The sequence below is a fragment of the Corynebacterium guangdongense genome (assembly GCF_030408915.1).
Taxonomy (GTDB): Bacteria; Actinomycetota; Actinomycetes; order Mycobacteriales; family Mycobacteriaceae; genus Corynebacterium; species Corynebacterium guangdongense.
This window is the reverse complement of sequence record NZ_CP047654.1, coordinates 2,087,717-2,101,617: the sequence shown is the minus strand read 5'-3', so window position 1 is coordinate 2,101,617 and position 13,901 is coordinate 2,087,717. Positions and strand designations below refer to the sequence as shown.

Below are 13,901 nucleotides of genomic sequence, written 5' to 3'. Positions count from 1 at the left end.
CCTCATCCTTCTGCGGTAATCGGCCGGGGGAGGACCTTCCCCGGCCCTGGGCCTCCACCCTAGTGCAGTCAGCGGGCGCCGGGCTCGGGCGGAGTCGGGGTGCTCGGCGTCAGACCGGGCTCCGGAGCGCGGTCGTCCGGGCCGAGGAAAGCGGCGGCGCCTCGGTCGCTGCCGTGCTGCTCATCGCGCTGCTGGTCATTCTGGTGCTGGTCATTCTGGTGCCGGCGCTTGACGGCGAGGTCATCCCGCGCGGCGGGCCCGGCGTCATCGCCCGCAGGGGAATCGGCGGCCGCCTGAATTTCGGCGACGGCCTCGGCGGCGGTGTCGATGATGCTCACCGCGGTCTCGCTGTTGATGCGGTAGACGACCTCGCGGCCGGAGCGTTCGGACTCGACGATGCCGACCCGCTTGAGCACGCGCAGGTGCTGACTGATGAGGGGCTGGGACTTGCCCAGGGCGACGACCAGCTCGTGGACGACGTGCTCACGTTGCCGCAGCGCGAGGAGGATCCGGATGCGAAGTTTCGAGTCGAGCGCCCCGAGGATGTCCGTGAGTCCGTCCAGCGCCTCCTCGTCGTAGATTAGCGGGGGCGCGCCGCCGTCGCCGGTGAGCTGTGTCCTCATCCTCACCCACATCCTTCATTTGTGACCGGCTGTACATCAGACGGTGGAGGGTCATCTAGGTCAATTATACGATGAAAGTACCGGATGAATTAATGCGGCCGTCCATGAACGTCAGGGTGCGCCCCGGTTGAATATACAAAATTATACAGTTGTCCCACTTAGGGGGAACGTGTGGTCCCTTCGGTTCCGTCGGCACCGTTCGCGCTACACTGTGGCTCTGCAATGCTTTCAGCGCATGATCCCCCTACCAGAGGAGAATGATTCATCCATGGCCGCCTCCGTTCTTGATACCGTCATCAACCTGTGTAAGCGTCGCGGGCTGATCTTCCAGGCCGGTGAGATCTACGGTGGTTCGCGCTCCGCGTGGGACTACGGTCCGCTGGGCGTGGAGCTCAAGGACAACATCAAGAAGCAGTGGTGGCGCACCATGGTCACCAAGCGCGGTGACGTCGTCGGCGTGGACACCTCCATCATCCTGCCCCGTCAGGTGTGGGAGACCTCCGGCCACGTCGAGGTCTTCTCCGATCCGCTGGTGGAGTCCCTACATACCCACAAGCGCTACCGCGCCGACCACCTGATCGAGGCCTACGAGGAGAAGCACGGCCACCCGCCGGCCAACGGCCTGGCCGACATCAATGACCCGGAGACCGGCCAGCCGGGTAGCTGGACCGAGCCCAAGGCATTCTCCGGCCTGGTCAAGACCTTCCTCGGCCCCGTCGACGACGAAGAGGGCCTGCACTACATGCGCCCGGAGACCGCCCAGGGCATCTTCGTCAACTTCAAGAACGTCATGACCGCCGCGCGCATGAAGCCGCCGTTCGGCATCGCCAACATCGGCAAGTCCTTCCGCAACGAGATCACCCCGGGCAACTTCATCTTCCGCACCCGCGAGTTCGAGCAGATGGAGATGGAGTTCTTCGTCAAGCCGGGCACCGACGAGGAATGGCACCAGTACTGGATCGACCTGCGCCACCAGTGGTACCTCGACCTGGGCATCGCCCCGGAGAACCTGCGCCTCTACGAGCACCCGAAGGAGAAGCTGTCCCACTACTCCAAGCGCACCGTCGACATCGAGTACGCCTACGGCTTCACCGGCTCCAAGTGGGGCGAGCTCGAGGGCATCGCCAACCGCACCGACTACGACCTGCGCGTGCACTCCGAGGGCTCCGGCGAGGACCTGTCCTACTACGACCAGGAGGCCGAGGAGCGGTGGACCCCGTACACCATTGAGCCGGCCGCCGGCCTCGGCCGTGCGCTGATGGCCTTCCTCATCGACGCCTACACCGAGGATGAGGCTCCCAACTCCAAGGGTGGCGTCGACAAGCGCGTCGTGCTCAAGCTGGATCGTCGCCTGGCCCCGGTCAAGGTCGCCGTCCTGCCGCTGTCGAAGAAGCCGGAGCTGGCCGAGCCCGCCGCCGAGCTCGCCGACAAGCTGCGCGACTTCTGGAACGTCGACTACGACACCTCCGGGGCCATCGGCCGCCGGTACCGCCGCCAGGACGAGATCGGCACCCCGTTCTGCGTGACCTACGACTTCGACACCCTCGAGGACAACGCCGTGACCGTGCGTGAGCGCGACTCCATGGAGCAGGAGCGCGTCAAGCTCGAGGAGCTCGAGGCATACCTCGCGGCCCGACTGATCGGCTGCTGATGCGCTACACAAGCTGGGATCGCGGCGACCGCGACAAGCCCCGTCTGCTCGCAGAGGAGGGCCCGCTGGAGCTCGGGGTCTTCGACACCCAGGCCGGCACGGCCAGTGTCGGCGCGGAGACCTGGAGCCTGGCCGTCGACAAGGACATGGGCGCGTCCGCGACGCTCGACGACGGACGTGTCTACCGCCTGGCGGGCCGGCTCGCCAAGGACGAGGAGCTCAACGCCTCGCTCGACGGGCGCTCGTTCACCCTCATCAACGAGAACTCCAGCCACTGGATCATCGAGGATGCCAACGGGGACAAGGTCGCCCAGTTCTCAGGGCAGAACTCCGGCGTGCGTGCCGCCATCCTCGAATTCGAGGGGGAGACGGAGCTGGCGCCCAACGAAATCGTGGCGCTGAGCTGGTTCGCCCGCACGGTGCTGGAGTCGAGGATGGAGAAGGGCAACAACGTCCTCATCATCTTTATGCTGCTGCTCGCGCTCGTCGCCGTGATTGTTTGGTTGACTTAAGCACTCTTCGGCGGCTCCGCTAAGCTGAGGGCTGTGAACGACACCTCCACCCACCGGGCCGGGCGCTTCGACGGCCGGCCCGCAAACGGGTCCTGGGCCTGGCGCGGCGATGAGCTTTACGACGAGCACGGCGTCATGATCGCCGACGTGCGGGCCGAGGTGCTGCGCGCCGACCGGCACCGGCTGCTGCTGGAACGCTCACCCGAGCGGATGTCCTTCGGTTTGCGCGGAACCGCGGTCGACGGCACCGTCTACCTGCTGACCCAGAGCAGTTTCACCGTCGCCCACCTGGAGGCGGACTGCCAGGGCCGCCGCTACGTGCTCACCCGCCACAAGCCGTGGCGCAAGGAACGGATCATCACAGACCTGGCCTCCGGAGACCGGGTCGCGCGGGTGCGTCCCCGCTTCGACGGCACCGTCGAACTGCACGACGGCTCCGGCCTGGGCAACGTGAACCTGCTGGACGTGGCGTTCATGTCCTTCGGGTGCAAGCTCGTCGACTCACCGGGCCATAACCTGCGGATCTAGAAGCTTCCGCCGCGGTGGCTGAAGCCGCCGCCCCCGCCACCGAAGCCGCCTCCGCCGCCGAACCCACCGCCGAACCCACCGCCGAAGCCGCCCCGCCCTCCGCCGCCGAGCATCTGGCCGAGCACCATGCCGGTGACCAGGTCGCCCACCCCCGAGGCACGCTGGGCGTTGACCCGGTTCTGGTAGGCGCGGATGTCGGCCTGGGCCCGGCCGATCGCCCGCTGGGCGGCCTGGCTGGCATGGCGGGAGGCGGTGATGGCCTCGCGGGTATGGGTGGTGCGCATGTTCAGCGCCCGCGCGTTGAGCTGCTGGGCCTGCGCGAGGAAGGTGCGCGCCTGGGCGTCGATGACGCGGCCCCGGGTGGCGATGAGATCCTCCGCCGACTGGATCTGGGCCGCCGAGGCCGCGACCTGCTGGTCGAGCAGGCGCAGGAGCTGATCGTGGTCGGCGGTGACGGCCCGGACCAGGTCGAGCTGCTCATCCAGCGCGGTGTCGGCAGAGACCAGGCCGGTGTAGGCGCCGAGGGGGTTGCGCTCGCCGTCGGTCTGCGCCTGGGAAAGCACCTGGGCGGCGTTGTCGGCGGCGGACTCCAGGGCCGCCCAGTCGGCGGTGACGCCCTTGGCGGTGCCGCTGGCCTTGAGATCGGCAACCTCCCGGAGCTCCTGGGCGACCTCCTGCATCAGCGCACCGAGGTTGGCCCGGGCGGCGGCGATGTTGGCTTCCGCCCGCTCGACGCCACCGAGCAGCCGGTCGGCCAGCTCGATGGCGCGCTCGGACTCCTTGATCTCCTCGACCAGGCCCTGCTGCTGGCCGGCCGGTTTGGCGGCGAGCGCGCGGCCGGCATCGATGTGCTTCTCGGCCTCGCCGAGGGAGACTTCGGCCATGGGCACGTTGTCGGCGATGGATTCGAGGATGTCCGCGGAGAATTCCTCGGTGAGGTCGGACATGGTCAGCTTGGCCGGGGCGAGGCGGGCCCGCAGGTCGACGGTGCGCTGGGTCAGCTCGTCCAGTTTGGACTCGGCGTTGATGAGCAGGTTGCGCAGCTCCTGGAACTGGGCGGCCTGCTCGCCCAGGGCCTGCTCCGCCTGCCCGGCGGAGGAGATGATGTCAAGGTACATCGCGCGCTGCTGCGGCTCGGTCTCCGGGATGGAGTCGTTGAGCTGGGCCCGGGTCTCGTAGGCGCGCTGCAGTGCCGAGTTGGCGTTGTTCATCGCGCGGTTGAAGGGGCGGGTGCGCTCGGGACCGAACTCGGCGACGGCCAACCCCAGCTCCTCACGGGCGCGGCGCACGGATTCGTCGGTGCCGACGATGATTTCCTCCGCACGGGCGGCCAGCGTCGGGATGGGCAGCCGGGCCAGGGAGTGGGTGTCGCCCGGATCCAGCTCGCGGGCGGTGGCGAGGTTGTCGGCGGTGGCCCGCTTCTTGCGGCGGTTGTTGGCCGCCCAGATGCCGCCGCCGGCGGCGACCACGCCGACGCCGGCCGCACCGAGCCAGGCGGCGGACTCACCGGAGATGGACCCCGAGCTGGCGGCCGCCTCGACGGCGGCGAAGCCGGCGCCGGCCCAGTCGGAGTTGACCAGGGGACCGTACATCGCGTTGTAGACGTCATCGAGTTCCGCGGAGCTCCAGTAGCCCTCATCCGAGGCGGCGACGTCAAAGACGCGGTCCTCGGTGGCGATGGCGATGACGGCGGTGTTGCCCCCGCCGTTGGCGGTGACGGCCTGCTGCGTCCAGGACTGCGGATCCTGCCCGCCGAAGCTGGGCAGGTAGACGATGAACAGCGACTTCTGGTGGTCGATCTTGAACTGGTTGACCTCCGCCTCCAGGTCGCTCAGTTCCGCGGTGCTGAGCACCCCCGAGGCGTCCGTGACGGGGGAGGAAAACTGCGTCGGCGCCAGACTCGTCGCGGCCGGGGCCTGGGCGAGGACCTGGGGCCCCGGTTCAGCGCCACCGGCGAGCGGGGAGAACAGAAGTGCGCTCAGCGCGGCCAGGGCGGCGGCACCCGCGGCGCGGGATGATGCACGGTCAGGTCGAACACGCTTATCAGTCATGCCCATATGCTACCTGTGAATATGCAAGACTCGCTTCATGAACTGCTTAGCCCGTGCCCTGTTCCCGCTGCTGGTCGTGGCCGGGTCGCTCCCCGTGCTGCGCGTGACGGGGCTCGCCTGCCGACGCCACGCCGCCGGCCCCCAGCCCGGCGCCACCGCCGTGGCGGTCCTGGGCACGACGCAGTACGACGGCCGGCCCTCGCCGGTGCTGCAGGCCCGCATCGACCACGCCGCCGACATCGCCCGGGCCGATCCCTCGCTGACGGTGGTCACCCTCGGCGGGAACCTGCCCGGCGACCGTTTCACGGAGGCGGGCGTGGCCGCGGAGTACCTGGAACGGGCGGGCGTCGACAAGCCCCGCCCCGTGCCGGTGGGAAACTCCACGTGGGAGTCGCTCGAGGCGCTGCCCGGGCAGGAGCGGTGGGTCATCGTGACGACGGCGCTGCACGCGGCGCGCACGGAATCCATCGCCCGGCAGATCGGCCTGGACGCCCGGGTCTCCGGGGCGCCGGACGAACGCATCCGCTTCCCGAAGCGCAGCTGGTGGGTGCTGCTGCGCCACGAGGTCGGCGGGCTCCTCGTCGCCGATGTGTCGGCCACTCTCGGGCGCGGGCCGGCCGATAGGCTGGAGGCGTTCCTGCGCCGCGTCCAACTTCTGTTCAAACCCTCCGACCGCTCGAGGCTGGAACAGCTGGAGAACCGATGACCTACGACTACACCGCCGCCGACGCTGAGCGTCTGTACACCGAAGCCCCCAAGGGCAGCCTCTACCGGGGCGCCCAACCCGACCACCGCGGCGAATTCGCCCGTGACCGGGCCCGCGTGCAGCACGCCGCCGCCCTGCGCCGCCTCGCCGACAAGACCCAGGTCGTCGGCCCCCGCGACGGCGACACCCCGCGCAACCGCCTGACGCACTCCACCGAGGTCGCCCAGATCGCCCGCGGCATCGGCTCCGAGCTGGGGCTGGACCAGGACCTGTGCGAACTGGCCGGACTGGTCCACGACATCGGCCACCCGCCCTACGGCCACAACGGCGAGACCGCGCTCAACGAGCTCGCCCAGGACTGCGGCGGATTCGAGGGCAACGCCCAGAACCTGCGCATCCTCACCAAGCTCGAGCCCAAGGTCCTCGACGACGAGGGCAGCTCCATCGGGCTCAACCTCACCCGCGCGGCCCTGGACGCCACGTGCAAGTACCCGCGGACCCGGACCAACCCGGACGGCACGCTCAACCGCAAGTACTCCGCCTACGACTCCGAGGCCCACGTGCTCGAGTGGGTGCGCCGCGGCCACACCAGCGATCTGCCGCCGATGGAGGCGCAGGTCATGGACTGGTCCGACGACATCGCCTACTCCGTCCACGACGTCGAGGACGGCATCGTCTCCCAGCGCGTCAGCCTCCAGGTCCTGTGGGATCTCGTGGAGCTGGCCTGGCTCGCCGAGGCCGGCGCCCAGGCCTTCGGCGGGAGCGCCGACGACATGCTCGCCGCCGCCGACCGGCTGCGCCAGCTGGAGGTCGTGCAGATCGGGGCGGACTTCTCGCGCTCGCTGCGCGGTTTCGTCGACCTCAAGAGGATGACCAGTGAGCTGGTCGGGCGCTACGTCGGCGCCGCCGTCACCGCCACCTCCGCCGGCACCGCCGGCCCGCTCGGGCGCCAGCACGGCCGCCTCATCGTCCCCGCCGAGGCCCAGCACGAGGTCACGCTGCTCAAGACCATCGCGGTGCTCTACGTCATGGACAAGCCGGCGCACCTGGCCCGCCAGAACCGCCAGCGCGAGCGCATCTACCGCGTCCACGACTACCTGCTGGCCGGCGCCCCCGGCACCCTCGACGCGACGTTCCGGCTGTGGTGGGGGGAGGCCGACTCGGAGCAGGAGCGCCACCGCGTCATCATCGACCAGATCGCCTCGATGACCGAGTCCCGCCTCGAGCGCATCGCCCACAACGCCGCCGGGCTGGCCGGGTTCATGGGGTAGGGGTGCGGGCGGTGGCATGGCGGTGGCGTGGCGTCTGCGTCGGCGTCGGCGTCTGGGCAAAGGCCACTGGCTAAAGGGCGACTCCTTTGGCCATACAGAACGCAGAATCGACGCCTCTGCCCCGCTTCCTTTGGCCGATCAGTCGGGGCGCTGCGCCAGACGTTCGTCGATCATCCCGGTGACTTCCGCCGAGTCGACGACGACGTGGTGGAATCCCATCTCGGCCCGGTTCGCCGCGACGGCCTCCGCGGAGCCGCTGTCCTGGACCCGCCGGTACTCGGCCGGGGTGATCGGGGTCAGCGCAACCATGGTGACGGTGCCGTCGGCGGTCGTCGCCGGGCGGCCGGGGACGGCCATCCCGGCCAGCAGCGCGAGGCCGCCGGCGCCGCCCTCCTGGAAATAGAGCTGCATCGGGGCCGCGTTCACCGCGGCCACGGGCAGCACCACCGGGAAATTCTCCACCGGCAGGCCACCGAGCAGGTTCACCGCGCCCGCCGCCTCCTGGAGGACGCGGTACTGCCAGTTGAGCTTGATCTGCTCGTACATCCAGCCGTGGCCGTGCATGATCTCGAGATAGAGCTCGACACCGTGCCCGGCCAGCCCCTCGGTGGCGAGGATGAGCGACTGCGGGGTGCGCACCGCCCGGAAGCGGTTCGCGCCGGAGGGGAAGAGGGCGGCGCCGTGCGCCACCGCCTCGTTCGTCGTGTCGAGGAACTCGGCGTCCGAGCGGCCCAAAGCGTCGAAGTAGGCGTTGACCTGCGTGTTCGCCTGGGACTCGGAACCTCGGAAAGCGGGGTGGGTCACGGGGCTGCTCCTTGGGCCGGGCGGGGTGGACGGCCACCAGTCTAGGGAGGGCCGGGCGGAGGATGGGCCTTTGGGCCGCGATCCGGCAGAAGCTGTCGTGGTGGTCGGCGGTGTAGTACCAGACATCGGTGCCGCCGCCGGTCACGATGCGGCGGGCGCCGCGGTGGGTGAGTCCGGGGGTCTCGACGGTGTACTCGCGGTAGTAGTCGGAGCGCTTCTCGGGGAGGGCGTCCTCGTAGTTGCCGAAGTGGCGGTTGTCGTTGTCCGGGTAGGCGTAGGGGCAGCCGGCCGCAATGGCGTCGAGGGTCGTCCACACCTCCGCCGGGAGCCCGTCCTGATCGCCGGCCTCGATGCCGCCCGTCGTGGAGGGCGGGGTGACTCTAGTCGGGGCGGGTTCGGGGTAGGCGGTCGACGAGGAGCGGACCTCGCCGGAGCCGGAGCCGAGGACGAGGGTCAGGAGCAGCGTCAGGACGGTGCCGAGCGGGGAGAGCCAGGTGCGGGAGATTATCCATTAAGGCTCGGCCGCCCACCAGGGTGAGGTTCCCGGGCGCTACCGCACCAGGCCCACCCCGAGGTCCGTGAGCACCTGGACGATGCGCGCGGTCTCCTCGGCGTCGATGCGCCAGTCGGAGACGATGATCCGGAAGGCGTTGACCTCGCGGAGGAAATCGGCCAGACCGTCGAGGTTGGTCGGCGACTGGTGCTTGCCTGGCTCGATGTCGCTGAGCGCGGCGAAGAGGTCCTCGCGGCTGTGCAGCGGGCAGGTGAGCAGGATGGGCTGATCTCTAAAGGGCATCCGTGATCTCGCAGAAGGTTTCGTAGTGATCGTCGGTGTAGTACCAGACATCGGGGCTGGTGTCGGTGCCGCCGCCGGTCACGATGCGGCGGGCGCCGCGGTGGGTGAGTCCGGGCGTCTCGACGGTGTACTCGCGGTAGTAGTCGGAGGGTTCCTCGGGGAGGGCGTCCTCGTAGTTGCCGAAGTGGCGGTTGTCGTTGTCCGGGTAGGCGTAGGGGCCGCCGGCCACGATGTCCGCGGCGGTGTCCTGGGCCTCGGCCGGAAGGTCGCCGCAGGCGGGGAGTCCGCCTGCAGGGGCCGTGTCCGCCACCGTGGTGGGGGCGGCCGTGGCGGTGGCCGGGGTCGCGGGGCCGGCCGAGGAGTTCCCCTCGAGGTCGACGCCGAAGTAGACGGCGACCAGAGCCAGAATTGCCGCGCCGACGGTGGCGATCACGGAATTCCGCTTCGTGGGAGAGGGCTCGACCATGCGGAATATCTTCCCACAAACGGGGGTGGAACCTGAAATTAGCCTGGACAAAATTATCAAATGTGCTGGGCGTAAACTAGACCAAATTGCGATTTGCCCGCAGAGGTAGGCTGTCACCCATGGCACGGGGCAGGATTCCGCAGAGCGACATCGAGGCGATTCGCGAGCGCGCACACATCGAGGAGATCGTCGGCGAATACGTCCAGCTCACCCCGGGTGGCAGCGACTCGCTCAAGGGGCTGAGCCCCTTCAAGGACGAGAAGACCCCTTCCTTCCACGTGCGGCCGGCGCGCGGCTACTACCATTGCTTCTCCACCGGCAAGGGCGGCGACGTCTTCAACTTCCTCATGGAGATGGAGCAGCTCTCCTTTCCGGAGGCGGTCGAGACCGTCGCCCAGCGCATCGGCTACCAGATCAACTACCAGGGCGGCTCCACCGGCGCCCGCGACGAGAAGCCCGGCACCCGCAAGCGCCTGATCCAGGCCAACAAGCTGGCCCACGACTTTTACCGACAGCAGCTGGAGACCCCGGAAGCCGCCACGGGGCGCGACTTCCTGCTTGACCGCGGTTTCGGGCGCGAGATCATCTACCAGTTCGAGATCGGCTACGCCCCGGACGGCTGGGACACGCTGACCAAGCACCTGCTGCGCAAGGGCTTCACCGTCGAGGAGCTCGACGCGGCGGGCCTGGCGAAGATGGGCAAGCGAGGGCCGATCGACGCTTTTCGACGCCGCCTGCTGTGGCCCATCAAGGATCTGGCCGGCAACGTCATCGGCTTCGGCGCGCGCAAGCTCTTCGACGACGATCCGATGGGCAAGTACATGAACACCAAGCAGACCATGCTCTACGACAAGTCGAAGGTGCTCTTCGGCCTGGACATGGCCAAGCGCAACATCGCCAAGAAGCACCAGACCGTCGTCGTGGAGGGCTACACGGACGTCATGGCCATGCACGCGGCCGGCGTCGACACCGCCGTCGCCTCCTGCGGCACCGCCTTCGGCGGCGAGCACCTGCAGGTCATCCGTCGACTCATGCTCGACGACAACTACTTCCGCGGCGAGCTCATCTACACCTTCGACGGCGACGAGGCCGGTCAGCAGGCCGCCCTGCGGGCCTTCGACGGCGACCAGAACTTCACCGGCCAGTCCTACGTCGCCGTCGCTCCGGAGGGGCTGGACCCCTGCGATCTGCGTCTGGAGCGCGGCGACGCCGCCGTGCGCGACCTGGTCGCCAGCCGCATCCCCATGTTCGAGTTCGTCATCGAGTCGCTCATCGCCGACTACCCCCTCGAGTCCGCGGAGGGCCGCCTGCAGGCCCTGCGACGCGCCATCCCCGTCGTCGCGGGCATCCGGGACGAGACGCTGCGCATCGAGTATGCCCGCCAGCTCGCCGGCTGGGTCGGCTGGCCCAACGTCGACGAGGTCATCCGCCAGGTCCGCGCCGAGGCCAAGAAGCCCCGGCGCGTCGACGACCGCCGCCACCGCGCCACCCGTTTCGACACCGGGCAGTCCCCGGCCGTGGAGACGACGCCGATGGTCATCGCCCCCAACCCCAAGGACCCGCGTCTGTGGCCGGAGCGCGAGGCCCTGAAGATCGCCCTGCAGTACCCCGAGCACGCGGGCACCTACTTCGACGGGCTGGGGGAGGAGACCTGGACCAACGACGCCTACCGCGCGGTGCGGACGGCGATCGACGCCGCCGGCGGTGCCGCCACCGCGTCGGGCGTGGAGTGGATTCCGCGCGTCGCCGAGCAGATGGCGGACAATTCCGGGCGCAACCTCGTCAGCGAGCTGGCCGTGGAAGCCATCATCGTCGACGGGGACCGCTTCGAGGAGTACACCGATTCGGTGCTCTCCCGGTTGCAGGAGCAGGAGGTCGGCAACCAGATCGCGCAGCTCAAGGCGCAGCTGCAGCGCATGCGGCCCTCCGACGACGAGCAGGCCTACTCGGCGCTATTCGCAGACATCGTGGCGCTGGAGGCCGCGCGCCGGGAGCTCAACGACCGGGCCTTCCGGGGCGGCGGGTACCGCTAGGGCCCGGGGCGGCCCGGACGGGACCGTCTACTTCCGGAAGTGATGGAGGGGGTGTTCTCCTCCCGCGGCGGTGTTTGCTGCACGCAAACAAACAAATTACTGGCGTTAGGCTGAGAAAATATTTCTGCGGCTGTGGACCGGCTTTCAGGTCCGGGGGAGTTGCGTGTCAACCGCCCGGCAGAAGACTCCCTGACGACCTTCGGACGGTTCGGGAAACCTGCTCTACCAGGGGGAACGTTCGGTAGGGCGACGGCTTTCCGTCTGGCGGGGAGTGGGGCGGTGGGTCCCGGAATGCGGACGGGGCGCCGGGGATTGTGGCATCGTTGGGTCCAGAGGTTCCTAGGAATGCTCTGACATTGATGGAAGAATATCTCAGTATCCGACATCCCAACCCTCTGGCCGAACACGGCCAGGCGCAGAACCGGAAGGACGTTCCAATGACACCCACCCCGGATCACACTGGCTCCACTCAGGACGCCGCCCGGCAGGAAGCCGCCCAGGTCAAGGACAAGGCTCAGGGGGCGGCCCAGGACGTGGCCGCCACCGCCCGCGAGGAGGTCCGGCAGGTCACCGCGGAGGCCACCGATCAGTTCCGTACCCTCGCCTCCTCCGCCCAGGACGAGTTCTACTCCCAGGCCGAGACCCAGCAGAAACGGCTCGCCGAACAATCCCGCACCGTCACCGACGATCTGCACCGGCTGGCCCGGGGAGAGCGTCCCGAGTCGCCGATGGTCGGTCAGATCGTGGCCATGCTCGCGGAGCGCGCCGAGAAGTTCACCACCGAGCTGGACACCAAGCAGCCCGCCGAACTGCTCGACGACGTCCGCCGCTTCGCCGCCCGCCGCCCCGGCACCTTCCTGGCCATCGCAGCCGGCGTGGGCCTGGTCGCCGGCCGTCTCACGCGCGGTCTCGCCGACGGCGAGCAGACGAAGCCGAGTGCCGGGGCCGTCGCCGCGCCGACGGGGGCGCCCCAGCCGACCATCACCCCTCCGCCCGTGACGCCGCCCCACACTCCGGTGGGCGAGGTCCCCGAGACCGGCCTCGGCGGTTACCCGGGGCACATGCCCGGCACGCCGCCCGTCGGGTACTCGGACACCCCCATCGGTGATTCGCTGGGCGGGCTCCCCTCGGACGGCACCGGGCAGCGCCCCGGCGGCTACCGTGACGACGCCGCCGACTGGGGGGAACAGCGATGAGCGCCCCCTTCGACGATCGGGCCGGAAGTACCGCGGGGGGTGATTCCGCCGTCGGCTCCAGCCGCGTGCCCGACACTGAGGCGGAGATCCGCGCGCGCAATGAGTCGCTGGGCAGCATGTTCTCCAGCTTCACCGAGAACCTCTCCACCCTGGTACGCCAGGAGATTCAGCTGGCGAAGGTGGAGGCCACCGACTCGGCGAAGAAGGCCGGCACCGGGGCAGGCATGCTCGCCGGCGCCGGCGTCGCGGGGCTGTTCGTGCTGCTGTTCCTTTCCCTGGCCCTGATGTGGGCGCTCGGCAGCCTGATGCACTGGGGCTGGTCGGCGCTGATCGTGGCCGTGATCTGGGCCGTCATCGCCGCCGCACTCGCTGTGATCGGAAAGAACCGCCTCAACGACATGAAGGGTCTGCCCCAGACCCGGGAAACCGTCCAGGAGATTCCCCCGACCCTGAATCCCAACAAGGAGACACCATGAGCAACAACCCTGATGACATCCGCGCCGACATCGAACGCACCCGCAGCGAGCTCGGCCGGGACGTCGACGCGCTGGCCGAGAAGGTGGACCCCAACAAGGCGATGGAGCGCCAGACCGACAAGATTCGCGGCAGGTGGACCGACCTGCGGGAGTCCGTGATGGGCAGCCCCGACGACGACCACGGGCACCACGGCGGCCAGGGCACGATGCAGCAGGCCCGGGACCGTGCCGGGGAGATGACGGAGCAGGCCTCCCAGACCGTCAGGGACGTGCCCGGGCAGGTCAAGCGCCGCACCCGGGGCAATCCCCTCGCGGCCGGGCTGATCGCCCTGGGCGCGGGGTGGCTGGTCGGTTCGCTGATGCCCGCCACCCGCGCCGAGCAGGACGTCGCCGCCACGGTGAAGGAGAAGGCCGAGCCGCTGGTGGAGGAGGCGAAGTCCGTGGCCCAGGAGATGGGGGAGACCCTCCAGCCGCAGGCGCAGGAGGCTGTGGCCTCCGTCAAGGACTCCGCCGCCACCGGCGCCCAGCACGTGAAGGATGAGGGGCAGCACCGGGCCGAGGCGCTGCGGGACGATTCCCGTGAGGCGGCCCGGCGGGTTCAGGACACCGCCCGCGACTCCTGATCTCTGTTTCCCGTCAGCCGCCCGGTGACCGATCCGGTCACCGGGCGGTTTCGCCGTGCCCGGCGGCTACGGCAGGAGGGGTTGCGCGGAAACCGGGCCCGCGCCGCGGTTCGGCGCCGTGGTTGACCTAGCTGTACTGATCGGACAGGTTGGTCGAATCAGTGT

Annotated in this window: 14 protein-coding genes and 1 pseudogene; 9 read left to right on the top strand and 6 right to left on the bottom strand. The window is 69.3% G+C overall.

The annotated features are described in order from the left end of the window. Positions 1-68 precede the first annotated feature (68 nt). The gene (locus CGUA_RS09895; RefSeq protein WP_290195221.1) at positions 69-623 is read right to left on the bottom strand and encodes an ArsR/SmtB family transcription factor; all 555 of its coding nucleotides are present in this window, start codon (positions 621-623) and stop codon (positions 69-71) included. Positions 624-891: 268 nt separating this feature from the next. On the opposite strand from CGUA_RS09895, the gene CGUA_RS09890 reads away from it, so the two are divergent. From CGUA_RS09890 to CGUA_RS09880, 3 genes are read left to right on the top strand one after another with little or no spacing between them, the layout of a single operon-like run. Next, positions 892-2,274, top strand: a complete 1,383-nt coding sequence (locus CGUA_RS09890; RefSeq protein WP_290195219.1) for a glycine--tRNA ligase — start codon at positions 892-894, stop codon at positions 2,272-2,274. Continuing rightward, positions 2,274-2,786 carry a hypothetical protein gene (locus CGUA_RS09885; RefSeq protein ID WP_290195217.1) on the top strand — a complete coding sequence of 171 codons (513 nt, stop codon included), beginning with the start codon at positions 2,274-2,276 and terminating at the stop codon, positions 2,784-2,786. Before CGUA_RS09890 ends, CGUA_RS09885 begins: the two co-directional genes overlap by 1 nt. A 33-nt stretch (positions 2,787-2,819) precedes the next feature. After that, positions 2,820-3,314 carry a hypothetical protein gene (locus CGUA_RS09880; protein ID WP_290195215.1) on the top strand — a complete coding sequence of 165 codons (495 nt, stop codon included), beginning with the start codon at positions 2,820-2,822 and terminating at the stop codon, positions 3,312-3,314. On the opposite strand, the gene CGUA_RS09875 is transcribed toward CGUA_RS09880, so the two are convergent. Next, positions 3,311-5,365: a TPM domain-containing protein gene (locus tag CGUA_RS09875; protein WP_290195213.1), complete on the bottom strand. Its 2,055-nt coding sequence runs from the start codon at positions 5,363-5,365 to the stop codon at positions 3,311-3,313. The two genes, CGUA_RS09880 and CGUA_RS09875, sit on opposite strands and share 4 nt — an antisense overlap. A 37-nt stretch (positions 5,366-5,402) precedes the next feature. On the opposite strand from CGUA_RS09875, the gene CGUA_RS09870 reads away from it, so the two are divergent. Beyond that, positions 5,403-6,071 carry a YdcF family protein gene (locus tag CGUA_RS09870; protein WP_290195211.1) on the top strand — a complete coding sequence of 223 codons (669 nt, stop codon included), beginning with the start codon at positions 5,403-5,405 and terminating at the stop codon, positions 6,069-6,071. Further along, positions 6,068-7,342: a deoxyguanosinetriphosphate triphosphohydrolase gene (locus CGUA_RS09865; protein ID WP_290195209.1), complete on the top strand. Its 1,275-nt coding sequence runs from the start codon at positions 6,068-6,070 to the stop codon at positions 7,340-7,342. Before CGUA_RS09870 ends, CGUA_RS09865 begins: the two co-directional genes overlap by 4 nt. Before the next feature lie 138 nt (positions 7,343-7,480). Here CGUA_RS09865 and CGUA_RS09860 read toward each other — a convergent pair whose 3' ends face one another. The 4 genes and pseudogenes from CGUA_RS09860 to CGUA_RS09845 all read right to left on the bottom strand — a co-directional run bounded on the left by CGUA_RS09860 (position 7,481) and on the right by CGUA_RS09845 (position 9,408). Beyond that, the gene (locus tag CGUA_RS09860) at positions 7,481-8,146 is read right to left on the bottom strand and encodes a hypothetical protein (protein WP_290195207.1); all 666 of its coding nucleotides are present in this window, start codon (positions 8,144-8,146) and stop codon (positions 7,481-7,483) included. A gap of 91 nt (positions 8,147-8,237) precedes the next feature. Continuing rightward, positions 8,238-8,498, bottom strand: a pseudogene (locus CGUA_RS13210) (guanyl-specific ribonuclease); the annotation flags it as partial. Positions 8,499-8,696: 198 nt separating this feature from the next. Next, entirely contained in the window at positions 8,697-8,942 is a 246-nt protein-coding gene (locus tag CGUA_RS09850; protein ID WP_290195204.1) for a hypothetical protein, read from the bottom strand. Further along, the gene (locus CGUA_RS09845) at positions 8,932-9,408 is read right to left on the bottom strand and encodes a guanyl-specific ribonuclease (RefSeq protein ID WP_290195202.1); all 477 of its coding nucleotides are present in this window, start codon (positions 9,406-9,408) and stop codon (positions 8,932-8,934) included. The genes CGUA_RS09850 and CGUA_RS09845 overlap by 11 nt, the downstream gene beginning before the upstream one ends. Positions 9,409-9,527: 119 nt before the next feature. Between CGUA_RS09845 and dnaG the strand changes: the two genes are divergently transcribed. The 4 genes from dnaG (at position 9,528) to CGUA_RS09825 (ending at position 13,736) form a co-directional block, all read left to right on the top strand. Beyond that, positions 9,528-11,441, top strand: a complete 1,914-nt coding sequence (gene dnaG, locus CGUA_RS09840) for a DNA primase (protein WP_290195200.1) — start codon at positions 9,528-9,530, stop codon at positions 11,439-11,441. A gap of 437 nt (positions 11,442-11,878) precedes the next feature. Continuing rightward, entirely contained in the window at positions 11,879-12,637 is a 759-nt protein-coding gene (locus tag CGUA_RS09835) for a hypothetical protein (protein WP_290195198.1), read from the top strand. Between the two features lie 65 nt (positions 12,638-12,702). Continuing rightward, a complete protein-coding gene (locus CGUA_RS09830) occupies positions 12,703-13,113 on the top strand; it encodes a phage holin family protein (protein ID WP_290195196.1) in 411 nt (136 codons plus the stop codon). Beyond that, the gene (locus CGUA_RS09825) at positions 13,110-13,736 is read left to right on the top strand and encodes a DUF3618 domain-containing protein (protein WP_290195194.1); all 627 of its coding nucleotides are present in this window, start codon (positions 13,110-13,112) and stop codon (positions 13,734-13,736) included. Before CGUA_RS09830 ends, CGUA_RS09825 begins: the two co-directional genes overlap by 4 nt. The last annotated feature ends 165 nt before the right edge of the window (positions 13,737-13,901 follow it).

Coding starts and splice junctions, on each gene's coding strand:
- CGUA_RS09895 (WP_290195221.1), bottom strand. CDS start 623: ATGAGGACACAGCTCACCGGCGACGGCGGCGCGCCCCCGCTAATCTAC.
- CGUA_RS09890 (WP_290195219.1), top strand. CDS start 892: ATGGCCGCCTCCGTTCTTGATACCGTCATCAACCTGTGTAAGCGTCGC.
- CGUA_RS09885 (WP_290195217.1), top strand. CDS start 2,274: ATGCGCTACACAAGCTGGGATCGCGGCGACCGCGACAAGCCCCGTCTG.
- CGUA_RS09875 (WP_290195213.1), bottom strand. CDS start 5,365: ATGACTGATAAGCGTGTTCGACCTGACCGTGCATCATCCCGCGCCGCG.
- CGUA_RS09870 (WP_290195211.1), top strand. CDS start 5,403: ATGAACTGCTTAGCCCGTGCCCTGTTCCCGCTGCTGGTCGTGGCCGGG.
- CGUA_RS09865 (WP_290195209.1), top strand. CDS start 6,068: ATGACCTACGACTACACCGCCGCCGACGCTGAGCGTCTGTACACCGAA.
- CGUA_RS09850 (WP_290195204.1), bottom strand. CDS start 8,942: ATGCCCTTTAGAGATCAGCCCATCCTGCTCACCTGCCCGCTGCACAGC.
- CGUA_RS09845 (WP_290195202.1), bottom strand. CDS start 9,408: ATGGTCGAGCCCTCTCCCACGAAGCGGAATTCCGTGATCGCCACCGTC.
- dnaG (WP_290195200.1), top strand. CDS start 9,528: ATGGCACGGGGCAGGATTCCGCAGAGCGACATCGAGGCGATTCGCGAG.
- CGUA_RS09835 (WP_290195198.1), top strand. CDS start 11,879: ATGACACCCACCCCGGATCACACTGGCTCCACTCAGGACGCCGCCCGG.
- CGUA_RS09825 (WP_290195194.1), top strand. CDS start 13,110: ATGAGCAACAACCCTGATGACATCCGCGCCGACATCGAACGCACCCGC.